Consider the following 19408-nt stretch of genomic DNA (forward strand, 5'->3'; position numbering starts at 1 on the left):
ACAGGTATCAGTAAGACCTCTATATGGTGATGCAAACTCTCGAGTTTTTATCGTCCTATAGAGGCTAGAAATGTGTTTAATTGCTAGCTAATAGTGGTGTTGTTAAGGGAGTAATTCCATACTTTATAAAAATAAAAAGCATAGCCTAACCCTAACGTTAGAATAGAAATGATCGCCCATAAAATGACATGCCCTATATTACCAAAAAGGTCTGTGTTACAGGTCATTTTTCTAGTGCTCCCTTGCTCATCAATTAATACGGAACGGTTAATAACAAATTTAGAAAATGAGTAGGGGTAAAAGAAAGCGGCAATCCCAAAAGTCACCATAATTAATAAAAACCATAAGATGATATGGCCTAATATATCGATAGTTGCTACATCTGCTTTAATTATCATATTTATCCTTAAAGTGGGTGATATTTGATAATTAAATTAATGCATCTATAGGCAAGATTGCAACTGATTGTGATTGTAGTAGTAAAAAACAGGTACAAAAAAGCCCTGAAAAATCAGGGCTTAGTAATATCTTAGGTTAGGTCATTACAACCTAATTAAGTGATTATGCTAAATCAAAGCGATCTGCATTCATGACTTTAACCCAAGCTGCAATAAAGTCGTTAACAAATTTTTCTTTGTTATCGTCTTGTGCGTAAACTTCAACGTATGAACGTAGGATAGAGTTTGAACCAAACACTAAATCTGCTCGTGTTGCTGTCCACTTAACTGCTTTTGTTGCTGTATCTTGTATCTCGTAAGAGTTACGACCAGTCGGTACCCATGAGTTATTCATGTCAGTTAGGTTAACAAAGAAGTCATTTGTTAATGCACCTTCATTATCAGTGAATACACCATCTTTAGTACCACCGAAGTTAGTACCAATTACACGCATACCACCGACTAATACTGTCATTTCAGGCGCTGTTAAGTTAAGTAACTGCGCTTTATCAAGTAACATCTCTTCAGGTGTTACTGTGAAATGTTTTTTCTGCCAGTTACGGAAACCGTCATGTACAGGTTCAAGTACTTCAAAAGAATGATCATCAGTCATTTCTTGTGTTGCATCACCACGGCCAGCTGTGAATGGTACAGTGACATCAAAGCCAGCTTCTTTTGCTGATTTCTCAATACCAACATTACCCGCTAGTACAATTACATCAGCAACACTTGCACCACTTTCTGCTGCGATTGCTTCAAGTACTGTTAATACTTTAGCTAAACGCTCAGGCTCATTACCTTCCCAGTTTCTTTGTTGCTCTAGGCGAATACGTGCGCCATTAGCACCACCGCGCTTATCTGAGTTACGGTATGTTCTTGCGCTATCCCATGCTGTTGCAACTAATTCACTTACTGTTAAATCAGATGCTGCAATTTTTGCTTTAACTGCTTCAACATCGTAATCAGTGCTGCCAGCTGGTACTGGGTCTTGCCAAATTAATTCTTCTTGTGGTACATCTGGACCAATGTAACGTGCTTTTGGACCTAAATCACGGTGAGTCAATTTAAACCATGCACGGGCGAAGACTTCAGAAAAGTACTCTTGATCTTGAGCAAATTTCTCAGAAATTTTACGGTACTCAGGATCTACTTTCATTGCCATATCGGCATCAGTCATCATTGGGTTATAACGAGTTGTTAAATCTTCAACATCAACTGGTTTTTTATCTTCAGGAAGATCAATTGGCTCCCATTGCGTTGCGCCAGCTGGGCTTTTTTTCAATTCCCACTCGTGGTTAAGTAATAAGTCAAAGAAACCGTTATCCCATTTTGTTGGGTGAGTTGTCCAAGCACCTTCAATACCACTTGTTACCGTATCACGGCCAATACCACGCTTAGTTTTATTTAACCAACCTAAACCTTGGTCTTCTAATTCAGCACCTTCAGGATCAGCTTCCACTTGAGACGCATCGCCATTACCGTGTGCTTTACCAACGGTATGTCCACCAGCTGTTAGTGCAACGGTTTCTTCATCATCCATTGCCATACGTGCAAAGGTTACACGGATATCATTAGCGGTTTTTTGTGGATCTGATTTACCATCAACACCTTCAGGGTTTACGTAAATAAGTCCCATCATTACAGCTGCTAATGGGTTTTCTAGATCACGTTCGCCAGAGTAACGAGAACCTTCACTACCACTTGGTGCTAGCCATTCTCTTTCAGAACCCCAGTAGATATCTTTTTCTGGGTGCCAAATGTCTTCACGGCCGAAAGCAAAACCAAAGGTTTTAAGACCCATTGACTCATAAGCCATAGTACCGGCATAAGCAATTAAATCAGCCCAGCTTAATTTATTACCGTATTTCTTTTTGATTGGCCAAAGTAAACGACGTGCTTTATCAAGGTTAGCATTATCAGGCCATGAGTTTAATGGTGCAAAACGTTGGCTACCAGATGCCGCGCCACCACGACCATCGGCGATACGGTATGTACCTGCTGAGTGCCAAGTCATACGAATCATTAAACCACCGTAATGACCCCAGTCAGCTGGCCACCAAGGTTGGCTGTCTGTCATTAATTCGAGCATATCTTTTTTAAGAGATTCTACGTCTAATGTCTTAACCGCTTCACGGTAATCGAAGTCTGCTTCTAACGGATTAGTTTTTGTATCGTATTGGTGAAGAATATCTAGGTTAAGCGCTTTCGGCCACCATATTTTATTTGCTGTTGTTGTAGTAGCCCCACCGTGCATTACAGGACATTTGTTTTCTGACATAGATAAACCCTCTTATTTTTGTAAAATCGTTCAATTTTTGGAATATGTAAGTACTATCCCAGATAAACCCTTAAATGTTAAATGGTTTAATTTTATTATATTGATAGCTTCAAGCTATCAAGGCCTTAATTTCTATAAGCTTAGCTTCTTATTATTACAAGTAAATAACTTTACGATAAATTTTACCGTTAAGATAGAAATTTACTTTTATAATGCTATTAAATAGCAACATGAATTTTAGGACGGTAATTGTTATATTAGACATAATTTTTTCTAATTAGCTTATTTTAAATTTGCTTTTTGAGATTTAAGCCCAAAAAATTAACCGTTAAAGTGTCAACAAGCGAAGAATATGAAGCAAACTGAATCAAATAAACCAGATATTAATGAACAAGATATCAATGAGAATATCGACCTGATGTTAGCGACTGTAGCTGAGCAACAAGATATTTCTGTAGAAGTTACTAGTCCTGAGCTTGAGATTTTATATCAAGATGAATACCTGGTTGCGATCAATAAACCATCAGGCTTATTGGTGCACCGTAGTTGGTTAGATACCAATGCCACTGAATTTGCAGTTCAAAAATTACGAGATCAAATTGGCCAACATGTTTATCCTGTTCACCGATTAGATAGGCCGACTTCTGGGGTCTTATTATTTGTATTAGATAAAGATAGCGCTAGACATTTGATGCAGCAATTCATCGATCAAACTACTGAAAAAAGTTATCTTGCCGTAGTAAGAGGGCACTTAGGTGAAGGGCGCTTAGATTATCCATTAAAATATCAATACGATAAAATTGCAGATAAAAAAGCGGATATAACCAAGCCTCCTCAAGAAGCTGTTACTGAATATCGTTGTTTAGCACAAACCGAAGTGCCTATAGCTGTTGGTCCTTATGCCTCTTCCCGTTATTCATTAATGGAGTTAATCCCTAAAACTGGACGTAAACATCAGTTACGTCGCCATATGAAGCATTTACGACACCCTATCGTTGGTGATACTTCTCATGGCGATGGTAAGCATAATATTATGTTTAGAGAACACTTTAATTTACAGCGCTTATTATTGCATGCAGCTTATTTAAGTGTCATTCACCCTAAAACAGGTGATAAAATAGAGATTAATGCGCCGCTGACGAGTGAGTTTTTAAGTGTCTTATCCGATATTAATTTAACCGTAGAGAGTCAATATGCTTAAAAGATCAATAAAGATATTAGCTGCACTAATAGTGATTATTATTGTGTCATATTTTTTGAAAAATACGGATGGTAATGAAACACAGGTTGAAACAGTTAAAGTAGACTCGAGTAATGTAGAGCAACAGACTGAAAAAGCAGAGCCAGATTTAAATCCTATTGAAGCAAATATTGAAAAAAGTACTCAACAAATCATATCTGAGGCATTACTTGGAACACATCCTGTAACTATCAACTATCCTGAAAGTAACCGACCAGTTATTTTAGATCAAGTAGAGCAAAGCGAAGGTGAGGTTAGTTTATCTGGCGCTTATAGTGAATTAGTTGAGGGGAGTGATGCAGATAATAACGCGGTATACGATCGTGGCGATGTTTTTGTCAGTTTATCCCAATTAACCTTATTGGATAATAATAGTAAAGGACTGACTTATTATTCAGTACCTTTTGAAATTAATACTCAAGGTAAGGGCGTATTCACTTATATAGGGCTTTTCTCCTATGCTTTTTCTACTCAAGAAAGTAAGCATCTTGGTTCAGAGCTGCTGGGTAATCGTGTTCAAGAAGTCAATATTAAATTGATAGAGCCTAGTATTGTTAAAGATAAAGTCTTTGTGCAGGAAGGTTTAATCAAAGTGACTTTTAAAAACCATCAAGCAACACAATCTGGCGATGATGACCCGAATCAATTCAATGAAAAGTCATTACAATTGGTCGCATTGGATTCTCAAAATGATAGTAATGCAAGATTGAGAAGTATTGACTCGTTACAGAAAAGTAAGCAACTTGATCCTGATAATCAATAGTAAAAATATCAAGACTAAACTAAAAAAGGTCAGTCAATGTTAGCTTATATTGCTGATCTTTATACGCCAATATTGGCTTTATTTTGCCTTTATTATTTGAGGTTTAAATTTAATAATAGGTTAGCATTCTTGTGTTTTATTGCTTACTGCTATGTTTATGGCTTTGCTTTTATTGAGTTATATTTCGGCTGGTGGGCATCAATGGCATCTGACTTTAGTTCGCATACTGCGTCAGTAATGGTAATTGTTTGCGCATTATTAGGATGCAGCTATAAAGTGGGCGCTTATGCACTGGTGAGCTTATTTTTTTACGGCGCATTAATGAATTATTTAGATTATCATAGCTGGTTTGATATTTTAACAACCATGCTGGTCTGTCTTCCTTGCTTGTTCATATTTAAAGTCTTTTTTAACCAGCAAGCAAAGTGATTACTTTTATTTAATGTTCCTTTACAGCAGAATAATGACGAAGACAGTAACATAACCAGAAAACCAGTAAATATAAGAATCCGGCACCTAACATCACTTTACTCCAGCCACCATGTTGCCAACAATACAATAAAAAGAATCCGCCTAGACTGCCTGAAGTATAATAATTAACTAAGTATAAAGCTGTTGCCGTTGAGCGAGCTGTTTTAGCTTGTTGGCTTACCCAGCCGTATGCCAGAGAGTGAGTAAAGAAAGCACCAAAGCTCAGTAAATTTAAGCCGATAAGTATCACTACAAGCGAAGTGTAACTAATTAACAACATGCCGAGGAGACTAATCACTGCTCCAAAAAACATACCTGAAATGGCACTTCTACGTTGACACCATATCCCCACTAAGCGCGCACTGATAGTACCTGATAGGTAGCATAAAAAGATCATTGAAGCGGCGCTGATCGGCATATTATAAGGCGCTGCAACTAAGCGAAATCCGGTCACCGAATACAAATTCATAAACAGCGCAAAATTCACCCCTCCAATTAACATTGCACAGAGTATTTTTTTGTTTTTTAAATGTTGAGCGATGGTCTTATGGTATTGAGATAATGGTGGCGCCTTCGTTGTGATCGCTTTTCCTTTGGGAAGCACTAGCGCGACAATAATTGCCCCGATCAAGCTAAGAAAGGCCATGCCTGCAACAGCAGTTTGCCAATCGAAATAATCTGTTACAGTACCGCCAAATATTCTCCCTGAAATACCACCTAACGAATTTGCACTGATGTAAGCACCAATGCCATGACTAAACGCTTTTGCGGTGAACTCTTCTGCCATATAAGCCACCGCAACCGCGGCAAAACCAGCTAGCGCCATGCCCATTAAGGCGCGGCTAATAATTAAAAGAACCAGATTATCTGTTAGTAACGAAATAAAGCCTATGATTGGTAACAAAAACAAACTAATGATCAAAACCTTTCGGCGACCAATCACTTCTGATGCAAAAGCCCAGGGCAGTAACATTAACGCTAGGGTAAAAGTACCTGCGGCTAGTAACCAGTTTACTTTAGTCGCTGAGACTGAAAAGCTTTCTGTCAACATGGGCAACATTGACTGAAATAAATAGAGGTTACAGAAGATTAAGAATGATCCAAATGCAAGGGCGATACTCACTTGATAATAAGCTCTACTTCGAAATTCAATCATCTACGTGATCACCCCTAGCAAATAAAAAAACAAAACAAAACAGTAGCAAGTTGTTTGTGATAATGAAAATATATAATAATTATTAATTTCATAGTTTTTGGTTATTGTTATGGATATTCGACTGCTTACTTATTTCATTGCTGTGGCAAAGCATCAAAATATAACGCACGCAGCAAAATCACTACATATTGCGCAACCTGCATTAAGTGTCGCGATCAAAAAATTAGAAGCGCAACTTGAGCTGGAACTATTTCGTCGTGAACAGCGTAAATTATTGCTCACTCACGAAGGGGAAGTGTTGTTGTTGCACGCTAAAAAAATCGTTCAACAATTAGATGATGCAACCTTGGCCATGAAGGAGTTAAGAGGCTTAGAAAAAGGAGAAGTAAGATTAGGTGTACCGAGTATTATGGGGACCTATTACTTCCCTAATATACTCATGGCTTTTAAAAGTCGCTACCCCAAATTAAAGTTAATCATGATTGAAGCCGGCACACAGTCGATCCAGAAAATGTTATTAGAGGGGGAGATTGATTTAGGCATTATACAAACACGTAATTTACCTGAGGCATTAGATTCTGAATTATTAATACGTTCACAAATGGTTGCGGTGGTGAATACTGATCATGAGTTTGCTGATAAAAAAGTGCTTTCTTATGACGCATTTTTCTCACAAGATTTAGTGATGTTTAAAAAGGGATATTTTCATCGAGAAAAATTAGATGATATTTGTCTACAAAAGAACTTAACCGCGAACTTTTCATTTGAAACGAATTTACTAGCGGTCATTTTAAAAATAGTTAAACAAGATTTTGCAATCAGTGCTTTACTAGAAATGGCAACGGAAGAGGAGCCTGGTATTGTATCGATTCCCTTTGAAGAACCGATTGTACTGGATATCTCTATTGCTTGGCGAAAAAATGGTTATCTCTCAAAAGCGGATAAAACCTTTTTAGACTTTGTTAAACAGCATCGATAAGCCTTATATTCAGCGTAGCGCATTGTTTCAACAAGACAATATTCACTCTTCATTAATGATAATTACTAATGAAAGTTATTAATGAAGTACCGTTCTTTTTAGATCTCATTATTGGACGTTTTTTATACTAAATTCTGATTTGTTTAAAAGAAGGGACTAAACTTAATTTTTGTTACTTAAGCGAGTAAATGAGTTTATAAAAGGAGCTTATATATGAAGTTACTACTTGGACCCTTGTTAGGAATAGAGTCAGATACTGTCTATACAGTGTGTTTTGTTACTCCACTGGACTGTGACGTTGCAGCACTGCAGCTTTCTAATGGCGATGTTATCAATGCCTCAGTAATCACTACTATGTATTATGGTAAATTTTGGCGAGCTGAAATTGAGTTAACAGCTCCTGCGCAGGGTATTGTTATTGATTACAGCATACAAACTACCTCTGAGCAGTTGATTGAGGATCATAATAATAGAAAGGCATGGTCTTTCTATGTCCCAGCTAAAAACGAACAGCCTGAATGTATCTATACATCTTGTAATGGCTTTTCTAGCCCAGATCTTATTAATAAAACAAGCGACCCTTATTTATTGTGGAAACGCATCAAGGCCACCCATGAACCTCGTATAAACTCAGTTAGAAATAATATCCCCGTGATCGATGCGCCTTATTCAATGATGATGATGGGAGGAGATCAATTATATGCAGATTCAATTTGGAATGATGTCGCTGAATTAAAACAGTGGTCGGCAAAAAGCCTGCAAGAAAAGCAAGCTAAAAAATCCAGTAAAGTATTACAAAGCCAAGTCGCAAAGTTTTATGAGAAACTTTATTTTGAGCGTTGGAACCAGCCCGATACCTCATTAATGTTAGCATCAATTCCTACCGTGATGATGTGGGACGACCATGATATTTTTGATGGTTGGGGGAGTTACCCAGAAGAGATACAAAACTGGGGAGTGCATAAAACGATTTTTGCACAAGCTAAGTATTATTTTGAATTATTCCAAATTCGTTCTTTGAAAAATAAAGCCTTGTTTAATACTAAAGCAGAACATTACGCATTGGCATTTACTTTCAGAGAAAACCATATTTTAGCGCTAGATAATAGAAGTCAGCGTTCGCTTAAGCAGGTGATGAGCGAACAACAATGGAGTGAAGTGGTTGATTACTTAAAGCAGACGGTTAATCAAGGCAATTTATTCATTCTGTCTGCTGTCCCTGTGGTGTATCGAGATTTTTCTGTGGCAGAGTCCTATGTTGATACAACCCCTTGGGAAGACGAGTTAGCGGATGATTTAAAAGATCATTGGCGAGCTAAGGAGCATCAAGGTGAGCGGGCACGTTTAATCATGAACTTGTTAAGCAATGCTAAAAAACGCCAACAACAATCTACGCTAAATAAAACGGTCATATTTTCCGGGGATGTGCATGTAGGCTGTTTAGGTGTTATCACAGATAAAACGGACAGCCCTGTGACAAAAGTACATCAAGTTGTTTCTTCTGGGATAGTACATCCAGCACCTAGTCGTTTAGCTTGGTTGGGGATCGTCACTTCAACTAATGATCGAGATGAGTATCTAAATGAAGATAATTCGATTATGGCAAAAATGTTAGCACCGATACATTCTGATAAATATATACGCTCAAGAAACTATGTCACGGTAAGTACGGGGACAGATAAAAAGTTATGGATTAATTGGCAAACTGAAAATAAAGATAAGCCCATTTATCCAATTAGTTAGATGCTTGGGATCTATTAAAAGGCTAAACAGCAAGAGTGTTTAGCCTTTTTAAGATCAATTAAGTTGCTTTATTAACTGTGAGTTTTTCAAGGAGGTAAGCTTGTATGTTTTGATCTAAACAACTTTTACTTAAATATTGCTGTCCACCTTTTTTTGTATTGAGCATAAAACCCTTTTCAGTTTCTTGATAGCTGTTTATTGCATCCCAGGATAGCTTGTTATTGATATAAACACTTTTATTCTCAATGCCACTTTCATCGAATATTAAGGTGATTTTGTTGCCAGCGTTTCTGCTGATCATTTGTCGTGTTAGCCACCATGAGCGTCGATATTTGAAACTAAGGAACTCTAAGGTCGCTAAGCCAAAAAAGAACCAAGCTAATAATCCTTGCACTTCAGTTAAAAATAAAAAGAATAACCCCGCTAAAATACAGAAGCTGATAAAGATAAAGCGTGGCTTTTGTGGGCCTTTCAGTAGCATTGATTGATCAAAGCATTCGCTATAGTGATCTCTATTTAAAATAAAGTGAGTTTCAAAATGCATAGTTAACCTAGTTAAAAAAAAGAAGTAGCTAATTATACTGAATTTTTAATTGGAATGTATTGCAACAAGCAGATCGTCATTAGTTACAATAAATCTGTCTATATTATAAGTATTTAACACTGATTATTTTTTTTGAAGTGGTAACATAAGTTTTAATGAATTTTCTTACACAATAAATGGATAAGTTAAATGAAAAAAGAAACGCAGATAGTTAGTCTAGGCCGTGATAAAAAATGGACTCAAGGAGTTATTAATCCACCCGTTGTACGTGCTTCTACTATGGTTTTTGACACCATGGAAGAGATGCGATTTGCTTCTAAAAACAAAGCCAATGGAGAGTTATTTTATGGACGTCGTGGTGGCCCGACACATTTTGCATTTCAAGCTGCCATTTCAGAGTTAGAGGGAGGAGTTGGGACAGCGTTATACCCATCCGGTGCGGCTGCAATCAGTAATGCATTAATGTCATTCTTAAAAGCAGGCGATCATTTATTAATGGTTGATAGTGCATATGAACCAACACGTGCCTTATGTGATAGCTTATTAGCGGGCTTTGGTGTTGAAACAACTTATTATGATCCGATGATCGGCGCCGGCATTAAAGACCTAATCCAAGACAATACAAAAGTATTATTCTTAGAGTCTCCAGGTTCAATTACCATGGAAGTTCAAGATGTACCTACATTAAGTAAAATAGCTCACGAACACGGCATTGTTGTGATGCTAGATAATACCTGGGCATCGCCAATTAACTCACGTCCTTTTGATATGGGAGTTGATATCTCTATTCAAGCCGCGACTAAGTATATTGTTGGTCATTCCGATGTGATGATGGGAACGGCTACAGCTAATGAAGCGCACTGGGAACAATTGCGTGAAAATAGTTACTTAATGGGGCAATGTATATCTCCTGATGACGTTTATTTAGCAAGCCGTGGTTTACGTACTTTAAGTGTCCGTATGGCACAACATGAAAAGAATGCATTACAAGTTGCAAATTGGTTAGCAACTCGCCCTGAAGTCGATCATCTTCGTCACCCGGCTTTTGAGTCTTGTCCTGGTCATGAGTTCTTTAAACGTGATTTTACCGCTTCCAATGGCTTATTTTCATTTGTGTTAAAAGAAGGCTCTAGTAAAGCATTAACGGCATTAGTTGAAAATATGAAGCATTTTAAAATGGGCTTTTCATGGGGTGGTTATGAAAGCTTAATTTTAAGTGTGTCAGGTATTGATAGTATTAGAACGGCAACGACATGGGATAAAAGTAAACCGCTGATTCGTTTACATATTGGTTTAGAAAACCCAGATGATCTGATCGCTGATTTAGAAGCCGCTTTTGAACGTTTTAATGCTCAACAAAATAAATAATAGCACGTTGCCGTAAACAATTGCTTTAGAACGGTTACTTTTTCAAGTATCAAAAAGTGTGAGTTTACCGTTTGATTATGTATAAAAAGAGGGCATAGGCTCTCTTTTTTGTTTTAGGTTTGTTAATGATTGAAGCTGGTATTCGCTAAATGTTATTTGTAGTGATTTTTATCAAGATCGCCTTTATCATAGCGGGCCATTTGCAAAATCACATAGATCTTAAAAAGTTAAGGGATACAGAAAAATGAAGAAAATTATATTTTTATTAATAATATTGTTTTTCATTGTCATATTGCTTCTACCACAATTTCTTTCTTTTGAACGCACACCTTTTCAAAAAAATTGGATTGCTTACAAAGAACAGTTTATTGAATCAGGGCAGGTGCTTGATAAAGAAAATAACAACTTATCTAGCAGTGAAGGACAAGGATTTGCTTTATTATTAGCTGTATTCTCAAATGATCGTAAGAAGTTTGAAGAAATCTGGGCATGGACTCAACAAAACATGCAACGTGAAGATCACCTCTTTCGCGGAAAAGTAACGGCTGCAGAACAAGGTCGCTGTGATAAACAATGTATTTCAGATCAAGATAACGCGAGTAATGGCGATATCATTATCGCGTGGGCTTTATTTGCAGCAGAAAATAAATGGGATCGCCAAGTTTATTTAGTGGAAGGTTTTCGAGTTTTAGATGCGATTAAAGCAAAGCTTATCGATCAAAAGTTTGATTATCCATTAGTCTTACCTAGTGAGACTGGCTTTGAATTAGACGATGGACGAGTTCAAATTAATTTATCCTACTGGGTTTTCCCTGCCTTTAATTTATTTTCAGAGGTGACTGGTGATCCTCTTTGGGCTGACTTATACCAATCGGGGACATCATTGATGCAATCTGGTCAATTTGGTAAGTGGAACCTACCTGCAGACTGGTCTGTTATTTCTGAAGGTAAGGTGACCTTAGAAGGTGCTAACTCATCAAAATATGGCGAGAATGCTAATCGATTACCCCTTTATTTGATGCTAGCAGATGAGCAGCAAACACAATTAGTGACGCCATTTATTGATTTTTGGGCTCAGGATGATATTCCAGCGTCAGTTGATCTATTAACAAACCAACCTTCAGAGCAATTGATAAATAGTGGGATGAAAGCAATCAAAACCGCTACTGAAGCAAAAGTTCACAATCAAACTGAGACGTTATTCCCTGAAATCACAGCAGAAACAGACTATTATTCAGCAACTTTTATTTTATTATCGCAACTGGCAATGATAAAAATTTAGTCGTGAGCTTTTAATAAAAGCACCACATCAATTAACTGACGATAGACTAAGTACTGGCATATCGACCACTTTTAACCAGTGGTCGTCTAACTTGAGAGATAAAAAATGACAACAATCACTTCACGATGCCCACATTGCCATTCCATGAACCGTTTACCGATAGAGCGTATTGAAGCAAATCCTAGTTGTGGACGCTGTAAAAAAGGTTTACTACAAGGTGCACCAATTGAAGGGACTCAGGCTAATTTATCCGCGTTAATTTCTGGTGATAAACCTGTAGTTATTGATTTCTGGGCACCATGGTGCGGCCCTTGTATTAACTTTGCGCCGACCTTTACAGAGGTTGCAACACAAAATACAACGGCACGATTTGTAAAAGTCGATACAGAAGATCAACAGCAATTAGGGGCACAATATAATATTCGTAGCATCCCAACCTTAATGGTATTTAAACAAGGTAAAGTGGTTGACACTTTGAATGGAGCGTTACCCGCAGGACAGTTTAAAACTTGGCTTGCACAGGCTTTACTAAAGTAATAATGATTTATTACTACAGAAGCCAGAACAGCATGGAATATAGCTACCATCTTGCTCTGGCTAATTTAGTAAATTATCGCTGGTGGGGATGGCATTGCTTCTTTAAAGTTTTTTAGCGCTCATTTTCATACAAGTGGTTATTTAGACTGGTACGACTAAGACGTACCTACCTAGATAATTGATTTCATCATTTCATCATTTCATCATTTGATCGTTTCATAAAGAGAAGAGTATGCTACTTTTTATGGTCTTTGCTTTGCTAAAAATAATCTTCCAGTTTAGCTAAACTCACATACTCTTAATAAAGCTGATTAGCAGTACTTTCTTTTTTCTATATTAATACCTGTAATTTTTATACTTTCTTTTATAAAAGTTGAATGCTTTTAGCATTTTCCTCGGTCTTATTACTATAGCCTGTCATAAGGACGTCTAAATTGGTTACTCACCGGAGAATATTATGAGTAGATGGAAAAAAATATCGTTAATTGTTATTGGTATCTTAATATGTATTTCATTCTTTTTTACTAGAATTGTCACCTTTATCATACAAGGGGCAGAGCAAGAGCAAGGTGAGACCGATTTACGTTTTACAGAAATTAGCACTGATTTTACACATCAATCAGACTTCGTTGCTGGTTTGCCCTTTATGGCGTTATCTACCATTGATATAGATAATGACAATATCGATGAGATTTTTGTTGGTGGAGGGATTGGTCAACAAGATAGCTTACAAAAGTATGTTGATAATAGCTTAGTGAGTGTATCCACACTAGGATGGTTTGATAAAGCCAATGATGACCCGACTTATGGGGCTGCTTCCATTGATGCCAATAATGACGGTTGGGTTGATTTATTTGTTGCTCGAAGTAGTGGAGTTTACCTTTATGAAAATACAGGTGAAGGTTTTATTGGGAAAAAAATAGAATTTCCTTTAGATAAAAAATCGTTACCTTTATCCATTTCATTCGGCGATATTAATAATGATGGCGCCGTTGATTTATATGTTTCTAATTATATTCGTCCTGAATATGTTGAAGGTGAAACTATTTTTAATCAAGTTTATGGCGGAATTAGTAACTTACTGTTAAATAATGGTGATAATACTTTTACTGATATTACTAAGTCATCAGGTGTATTTGAGCAGCATAATACCTTCACAGCAGTTTTTGTTGATTTAAATAATAATGGCTTAAGTGATTTAGTGGTCGCTCAAGATACGGGATTTGTTCGTGTATTTAAAAATAATGGCGATTTAACATTTGATAGTATTGAATTACCGGTTACCTATAGTTATCCAATGGGCATTGCTGTTAGTGACTATAACAATGATGGGCTTTTAGACTTATATTTCAGTAACGTAGGAAAAACCTTACCCGACTTTTTAGTTGTAGGTGATTTAACTGACGAACAAACTTTAAATAAAGACTATATCTTGCTAGAAAACCAAGGTGACTTTAAATTCAAGGATACGGCATTAGCAAATAATGCCGCAAAATATGGATTTGGTTGGGGGCTTGTCTCTTATGACTTTAATAATGACTCTTTAGCTGACTACCTTATTACTCAAAACTATATCCGTTTTCCTGCTGTTGAGTATCTAGATCTCTACCCTGGAAACCTCTTACAGCAGTACCAAGATAATACATTTAAGCCCGTCGAAGAAGTGGCAGGCATTGCCAATAAACACTTTGGTGTGACTACCGTTGTTTCAGATTTTAATCAAGACGGTTGGCCAGATGCCGTTATTGGTAATTTAAACGGTAAGTTACGCGCTTTTATTAACAATGGTGGTGAACGTCATTGGTTAAAAGTGCGATTTAAAGACCAAACAGACTCATTAGGCGCAATTGTGACCCTTACTATGGACAATGGTCAAACCTATACGAACCAGTTTTATAGCAGTGAAGGCTTGGGATCTGATCAAACCAGTGACCTATTTTTTGGTTTAGATAATCAAACTGACATTAAGTCTATACAAGTGAGCTACCAAAATGGCAACACAGTGAGTATTGATTCACCTCAAGTGGATTCCACGATTAACCTTGCTGATTATCAATAATCAACAGTGATATTAAATAAAAGCCTAGCGCTTTAAATTATTAATAAGAGAGCATTTTTGTGGATAAAAAAACTTATAACACTTTGCTATTAACAGGTATCGCCGGATTTCTTGCTGCTTTATTCGTAGGAATAGGCGAGTTTACTTTACAGTTCTCACAGCTGGGTGGTTATGAAGCCGAAGGCTATGGTTACTTTGCTAATGTAAGTAAAGAAAGACTAACAATAGGGCACTTTTTCAGTACCTTAGCGGCGCCGTTATATATTTTAGGATATTGGCACTTAGGGCAAATGTTTATTAAAGGTGGAAGTAAAGTACATGGTTGGATCATTACTTTACTCGGTGGTTATGCTTTTATGGTTGGCAATGCTTGGTTAGGTGGACGCATTTATTTAGCGTTAACAGCGCATGAAATAGCCGATACAACAGATGCTAATTTTGTTTTGCAATTACAAGGTTTGTTAAGCGAATTTGGTTTACATAATGAACCCTTGGTTAATGCGTTACGCTTAGCAATGGTGGTTGTTTCTATACTTTGGATATGGCGTATTGTACTAGGTAAAACCTTATATCCACGTTGGGTTGCTTTATTTAGCCCTGCAGTTATTTTGGCTGCGATATTTGCTACTTACTTTACTGGTTTAAGTATTGGTGTGTGGTTGCTGCCTGCGGCAATGAATCTTGTGCACTTAATTATATTTTCTATTTCAATTTATGCGGCACACAGAGCATACAAAAAGTTAAATTTATAAAAGATGAGTAATATGCAAGATAATGAAAATAAGGGACTAAAAAAATTAATTGCCGCGGTTATTACGGCTATTTTACTGGTGTCGCTCAGTGCAGGGTTATATGGGGGAATTTCTGTTTCTTATTTAACGGTTACAGGTATTGCCCCTTGCCCATCAGTAATCAATATACCGGCTTGTTATCTGGTTAGTATTGGTTATTTGTTAATGTTAATGGCTGCTTTATTTGATCGTAAAAAATATTCTAAGTGGTTATTTGTAGTAGGATGGACACCGGTCATATTATTGGCAGTGATAGGTAGTGCACTGGAATTCTCTCAGGGAGGTATTTGTCCAAGAAGTGAAATGGGCACACCGCTTTGTTATATATCATTGAGTTTTGCTGTGTTTGTTGCTTTTTTGTATTGGTTAAAAGTAACTAAGTTAAGTAAGTAATTAAAAAAACCAGCATAAAGCTGGTTTTTTCTTAATAGCTAAATAAGCGGGCTATTAAATACTTATGGTTGGTAAGGTAGAGAAGATTGATGCAGGATAATACGTACTTTATTATTTTCACATAACTTAAATACAAAGCTTTTATTTACAAAAATATGGCTGTCGTCCTCACCAATAAAGTGCACATTACATTGCACAATCGCTAAATCATCATGCAGAATAAAGTCTTCTTTGCTGTACCAAACTTTTACCCATGGTTTAAGTTTAAAGCCTGTATCATCTGGGAAATCAGGGTTACCCCCTACAAAGTAAGAAAGCGCCCCTTCTTTAGTTGGACGGAAAGTCTGTTGACCAAATGTTAACGTTGGTTTAAACAATACGTGGCCATTATCATAATCGTAGTTTTCAGATAAAACTTGAAGAGAAAATGCTTGTGCATCACCACCTTCAGAGTGAACTTTTCCCACTTTTACTACATTATCACACCAAGTTTGTAGTGCTGTATGAACCATTTCTTTAGTAAACATAATCTTATCCATTTCCTTTATTGGGGTGGTAAGAGGGTTATTTGTAACTTAAATAACTCGTCTTCATAAATCAAATCGTTAAGCTTAACGTCACCTAACCTAATACAGTCTAGTTGCATAAAGTACGGTGTACTTCTGCTGATAATAGACGTTAACTTAATGATTAGGTTAAGATTATAAAACGTAGCCACAGAAGGTAACATATTTGTGAATTTGCTTATAAACTTTTATTTTATATCCTACTCAAGCTTTTTTTACAAACTTTGCTGTTACCATCATTTCTCCAATACCATCGACTTTACAATCTAGTTGATGATCTTTACCTTCGACAATTCTCTTAATAACGGCCTTGGTGCCAACCTTAATGACTTTAGAGCTGCCTTTTATTTTAAGGTCTTTAACCATTGTTATCTTATCGCCCTCAGTTAGAGGTGTGCCATTGCTATCTTTAATCTGTAACAGAGCTTCTTCTGCAAGCGTCTCTGATGGGCTCCATTCATATCCACATTCAGGACACATCAATAGATCTTGATCTGGGTAGACAAACTCAGAGCGGCATTTGGGGCAGGGTGGATTGGTCATGTACTTCTCTTTTATTAAGTTTTTAATGTGTACGGTAAAAGTTAAGGCATTTATTATCTCATTAGTTTTAATACCTTAGCAATTGCCGTTAACTTCTACTTTATACAGTAAGATTTAATATTATTGGTGATAAACAGCCACAACTTATCAAAAGGAAGATTGTTGCTGTTTGAAATACGACTAACAATACTTTCTATTATATTAATAAATTAAATGTGAATAACATAAAAGTGTGATCCAGATCTTGAAAAGTAAACGTATCAAGAGGATGATAATTTTATGTTTCATGATTTTGAATCAAAAACGAAACAACCATCAATAAAGGTTTTATGCCTTTAATCTAATACTGAGGAGTATCTTAATATGAGCCAAAGTATCGCAAGTTTTATCACTCAAACCCTAGACCAAGCCGGAATAGAACGTATATGGGGAGTAACTGGCGATTCACTCAATGGAATAAGTGATAGTTTACGGAAAATGGACAAAATCGAGTGGTTAGGAACCCGTCATGAAGAAGCCGCTGCTTTTGCCGCAGGTGCTGAAGCCCATATTTCTGGGAAATTAGCCGTTTGTGCAGGATCTTGTGGTCCGGGTAATCTTCATTTAATTAACGGTTTATTTGATTGTCATCGTAACAAAGTACCCGTATTAGCAATTGCATCTCATATCCCTTCTTCTGAAATCGGCAGTCAATATTTCCAAGAGACACATCCACAGGAGTTATTTAAAGAATGTAGTGTATTCTGTGAGTTAGTTTCTAATCCCGAACAAATGCCTTACCTATTAGAAACGGCTATGCGACAAGCTATTTTGCACAATGATGTTAGTGTTTTAGTGTTGCCTGGTGATGTTGCTCTAAAAAATATGCCAGAGGGTATTTCAGCAAAATGGAATCATCCAAAACCTGCCACGCTTTTACCCGATCTTTCTGATATCAATACAATGGCTGAGCACTTAAATAAAAGTAAAAAAATAACGTTATTATGTGGAGCTGGTTGTAAAGAATCACATGACGAGGTGGTTGCTTTAGCTGAAAAGCTACAGGCGCCGATAGTGCATGCAATGCGTGGTAAAGAGTTTTTAGAGTACGACAACCCCTATGACGTTGGTATGACTGGATTGATTGGGTTTTCATCGGGCTATCACGCAATGGCTGAAGCTGAAACTTTATTAATGATTGGTACTAGTTTTCCATACAAAGCTTTTTATCCTAACAACAGTAAAATCCTACAAATTGATAATCAACCTGCTTCACTGGGGCGACACGTACAAGTCGACTTCAGTGTATTAGGGGATGCTAAAGATACTATCACTGCATTGCTAAAACAATTACAGGGCGATCGTAGTAGCAAGCATTTAGATAAGTGTGTTAAACATTATAAAACTGCCAGAGAAGAGTTAGATGAATTAGCTGATGGAAAAACCTCACAGGGGTTGATTCACCCACAGTATTTAACGCGCTTACTCGACGAACAAGCTGCAAAAGATGCTATTTTCACTTGTGATGTTGGTACTCCTACGGTTTGGGCTGCGCGTTATTTAACGATGAATGGTCAACGTCGTTTAATTGGTTCATTTAATCATGGCTCTATGGCTAATGCCTTATCTCAGGCAATGGGTGCACAATCTTTAAATCGTGACAGGCAAGTTATTGCGATGTGTGGCGATGGAGGATTTTCAATGTTAATGGGGGACCTGTTGTCACTTAAACAGCTTAACCTACCCGTTAAAATAATCGTCTATAACAATCGCTCATTAGGTTTTGTGGCAATGGAGATGAAAGCCAGTGGTTATCTATCCGATGATACTGATTTAGATAATCCAAGTTTTGCGAATATTGCAGAAGCTTGCGGCATAAAAGGCATTCACGTCGATGATCCTACACAATTACCCAAGGCAATGTCTGAGATGGTTGCGCATCAAGGCCCTGTTGTATTAGAGGTCGAGACCGCAAAACAAGAGCTGGCGATGCCACCGCAAATTAAATTAGAGCAAGCTAAAGGTTTCAGCCTGTATATGATGAAAGCGCTTATTAATGGTAAAGGTAATGAAATAGTCGAACTCAGTAAAACCAACTGGTTGCGTTAATACTCTCAGGCTACTTGCGTGTAAATTACTCACTATGCAAACCTCTGTTAATACTTTATATATGAGGTAATTTTACTGAGTACATGACTTATTTAATCCGCATTTTTCTTAACTTATACCAATCTGTAAAATTAACTGGTCAGTTTCATCCAATCCCTAAAGCACATACT

General features: G+C 37.0%; 18 protein-coding genes. 12 read left to right on the plus strand and 6 right to left on the minus strand.

The window, feature by feature from the left end:
* Positions 1-83: 83 nt before the first annotated feature.
* Positions 84-398, minus strand: a complete 315-nt coding sequence (locus V6256_RS12655; protein ID WP_341598587.1) for a DUF6693 family protein — start codon at positions 396-398, stop codon at positions 84-86.
* 163 nt (positions 399-561) lie between these two features.
* Positions 562-2715 carry a catalase/peroxidase HPI gene (katG, locus tag V6256_RS12660; protein WP_341598588.1) on the minus strand — a complete coding sequence of 718 codons (2154 nt, stop codon included), beginning with the start codon at positions 2713-2715 and terminating at the stop codon, positions 562-564.
* A 418-nt stretch (positions 2716-3133) separates the two neighbouring features.
* Here katG and truC point away from each other — a divergent pair, with 418 nt between their 5' ends.
* From truC to V6256_RS12675, 3 genes are read left to right on the plus strand one after another with little or no spacing between them, the layout of a single operon-like run.
* The gene (gene truC, locus V6256_RS12665; RefSeq protein ID WP_341598604.1) at positions 3134-3916 is read left to right on the plus strand and encodes a tRNA pseudouridine(65) synthase TruC; all 783 of its coding nucleotides are present in this window, start codon (positions 3134-3136) and stop codon (positions 3914-3916) included.
* Positions 3909-4718, plus strand: coding sequence for a hypothetical protein (locus V6256_RS12670; RefSeq protein ID WP_341598589.1), 810 nt, complete (start codon positions 3909-3911; stop codon positions 4716-4718). Before truC ends, V6256_RS12670 begins: the two co-directional genes overlap by 8 nt.
* Before the next feature lie 36 nt (positions 4719-4754).
* Positions 4755-5147 (plus strand): hypothetical protein, encoded by a 393-nt coding sequence (locus V6256_RS12675; RefSeq protein WP_341598590.1) that lies wholly within the window; start codon positions 4755-4757, stop codon positions 5145-5147.
* Positions 5148-5157: 10 nt separating this feature from the next.
* Here the strand turns inward: V6256_RS12675 and V6256_RS12680 are convergent, their stop codons facing one another.
* Positions 5158-6345, minus strand: a complete 1188-nt coding sequence (locus V6256_RS12680) for an MFS transporter (protein ID WP_341598591.1) — start codon at positions 6343-6345, stop codon at positions 5158-5160.
* Between the two features lie 109 nt (positions 6346-6454).
* Between V6256_RS12680 and V6256_RS12685 the strand changes: the two genes are divergently transcribed.
* Together V6256_RS12685 and V6256_RS12690 are read left to right on the plus strand one after the other, a co-directional pair.
* A complete protein-coding gene (locus V6256_RS12685; RefSeq protein ID WP_341598592.1) occupies positions 6455-7324 on the plus strand; it encodes a LysR family transcriptional regulator in 870 nt (289 codons plus the stop codon).
* Between the two features lie 213 nt (positions 7325-7537).
* Entirely contained in the window at positions 7538-9067 is a 1530-nt protein-coding gene (locus V6256_RS12690; protein ID WP_341598593.1) for an alkaline phosphatase D family protein, read from the plus strand.
* A gap of 58 nt (positions 9068-9125) precedes the next feature.
* Here V6256_RS12690 and V6256_RS12695 read toward each other — a convergent pair whose 3' ends face one another.
* Positions 9126-9611, minus strand: a complete 486-nt coding sequence (locus V6256_RS12695; protein WP_341598594.1) for a YcxB family protein — start codon at positions 9609-9611, stop codon at positions 9126-9128.
* A gap of 189 nt (positions 9612-9800) precedes the next feature.
* Here V6256_RS12695 and V6256_RS12700 point away from each other — a divergent pair, with 189 nt between their 5' ends.
* The 6 genes from V6256_RS12700 (at position 9801) to V6256_RS12725 (ending at position 16041) form a co-directional block, all read left to right on the plus strand.
* Positions 9801-10979 carry a cystathionine beta-lyase gene (locus V6256_RS12700; RefSeq protein WP_341598595.1) on the plus strand — a complete coding sequence of 393 codons (1179 nt, stop codon included), beginning with the start codon at positions 9801-9803 and terminating at the stop codon, positions 10977-10979.
* Positions 10980-11223: 244 nt separating this feature from the next.
* Entirely contained in the window at positions 11224-12261 is a 1038-nt protein-coding gene (locus V6256_RS12705) for a family 8 glycosyl hydrolase (protein WP_341598596.1), read from the plus strand.
* A 105-nt stretch (positions 12262-12366) separates the two neighbouring features.
* Positions 12367-12798: a thioredoxin TrxC gene (gene trxC, locus V6256_RS12710; protein ID WP_341598597.1), complete on the plus strand. Its 432-nt coding sequence runs from the start codon at positions 12367-12369 to the stop codon at positions 12796-12798.
* Positions 12799-13255: 457 nt separating this feature from the next.
* Complete coding sequence (locus V6256_RS12715; RefSeq protein ID WP_341598598.1) at positions 13256-14857, plus strand: FG-GAP repeat domain-containing protein; 1602 nt, start codon at positions 13256-13258, stop codon at positions 14855-14857.
* Between the two features lie 59 nt (positions 14858-14916).
* Positions 14917-15609, plus strand: coding sequence for a DUF6796 family protein (locus V6256_RS12720; protein WP_341598599.1), 693 nt, complete (start codon positions 14917-14919; stop codon positions 15607-15609).
* 12 nt (positions 15610-15621) lie between these two features.
* On the plus strand, positions 15622-16041 hold the full coding sequence (locus V6256_RS12725; protein WP_341598600.1) for a hypothetical protein: 420 nt from the start codon (positions 15622-15624) through the stop codon (positions 16039-16041).
* A gap of 62 nt (positions 16042-16103) precedes the next feature.
* Here the strand turns inward: V6256_RS12725 and V6256_RS12730 are convergent, their stop codons facing one another.
* Together V6256_RS12730 and V6256_RS12735 are read right to left on the minus strand one after the other, a co-directional pair.
* Complete coding sequence (locus tag V6256_RS12730) at positions 16104-16568, minus strand: hypothetical protein (protein ID WP_341598601.1); 465 nt, start codon at positions 16566-16568, stop codon at positions 16104-16106.
* 243 nt (positions 16569-16811) lie between these two features.
* Positions 16812-17150, minus strand: coding sequence for a zinc ribbon domain-containing protein YjdM (locus tag V6256_RS12735; RefSeq protein ID WP_341598602.1), 339 nt, complete (start codon positions 17148-17150; stop codon positions 16812-16814).
* Between the two features lie 363 nt (positions 17151-17513).
* Between V6256_RS12735 and poxB the strand changes: the two genes are divergently transcribed.
* A complete protein-coding gene (gene poxB / locus V6256_RS12740) occupies positions 17514-19238 on the plus strand; it encodes a ubiquinone-dependent pyruvate dehydrogenase (RefSeq protein WP_341598603.1) in 1725 nt (574 codons plus the stop codon).
* The last annotated feature ends 170 nt before the right edge of the window (positions 19239-19408 follow it).

The organism is Psychromonas aquatilis (assembly GCF_038155185.1).
Lineage (GTDB): Bacteria > Pseudomonadota > Gammaproteobacteria > Enterobacterales > Psychromonadaceae > Psychromonas > Psychromonas aquatilis.

Coding starts and splice junctions, on each gene's coding strand:
- V6256_RS12690 (WP_341598593.1), top strand. CDS start 7,538: ATGAAGTTACTACTTGGACCCTTGTTAGGAATAGAGTCAGATACTGTC.
- V6256_RS12725 (WP_341598600.1), top strand. CDS start 15,622: ATGCAAGATAATGAAAATAAGGGACTAAAAAAATTAATTGCCGCGGTT.
- V6256_RS12700 (WP_341598595.1), top strand. CDS start 9,801: ATGAAAAAAGAAACGCAGATAGTTAGTCTAGGCCGTGATAAAAAATGG.
- poxB (WP_341598603.1), top strand. CDS start 17,514: ATGAGCCAAAGTATCGCAAGTTTTATCACTCAAACCCTAGACCAAGCC.
- V6256_RS12675 (WP_341598590.1), top strand. CDS start 4,755: ATGTTAGCTTATATTGCTGATCTTTATACGCCAATATTGGCTTTATTT.
- V6256_RS12735 (WP_341598602.1), bottom strand. CDS start 17,150: ATGACCAATCCACCCTGCCCCAAATGCCGCTCTGAGTTTGTCTACCCA.
- V6256_RS12695 (WP_341598594.1), bottom strand. CDS start 9,611: ATGCATTTTGAAACTCACTTTATTTTAAATAGAGATCACTATAGCGAA.
- V6256_RS12670 (WP_341598589.1), top strand. CDS start 3,909: ATGCTTAAAAGATCAATAAAGATATTAGCTGCACTAATAGTGATTATT.
- katG (WP_341598588.1), bottom strand. CDS start 2,715: ATGTCAGAAAACAAATGTCCTGTAATGCACGGTGGGGCTACTACAACA.
- V6256_RS12685 (WP_341598592.1), top strand. CDS start 6,455: ATGGATATTCGACTGCTTACTTATTTCATTGCTGTGGCAAAGCATCAA.
- V6256_RS12715 (WP_341598598.1), top strand. CDS start 13,256: ATGAGTAGATGGAAAAAAATATCGTTAATTGTTATTGGTATCTTAATA.
- trxC (WP_341598597.1), top strand. CDS start 12,367: ATGACAACAATCACTTCACGATGCCCACATTGCCATTCCATGAACCGT.
- V6256_RS12730 (WP_341598601.1), bottom strand. CDS start 16,568: ATGTTTACTAAAGAAATGGTTCATACAGCACTACAAACTTGGTGTGAT.
- V6256_RS12680 (WP_341598591.1), bottom strand. CDS start 6,345: ATGATTGAATTTCGAAGTAGAGCTTATTATCAAGTGAGTATCGCCCTT.
- truC (WP_341598604.1), top strand. CDS start 3,134: ATGTTAGCGACTGTAGCTGAGCAACAAGATATTTCTGTAGAAGTTACT.
- V6256_RS12655 (WP_341598587.1), bottom strand. CDS start 398: ATGATAATTAAAGCAGATGTAGCAACTATCGATATATTAGGCCATATC.
- V6256_RS12705 (WP_341598596.1), top strand. CDS start 11,224: ATGAAGAAAATTATATTTTTATTAATAATATTGTTTTTCATTGTCATA.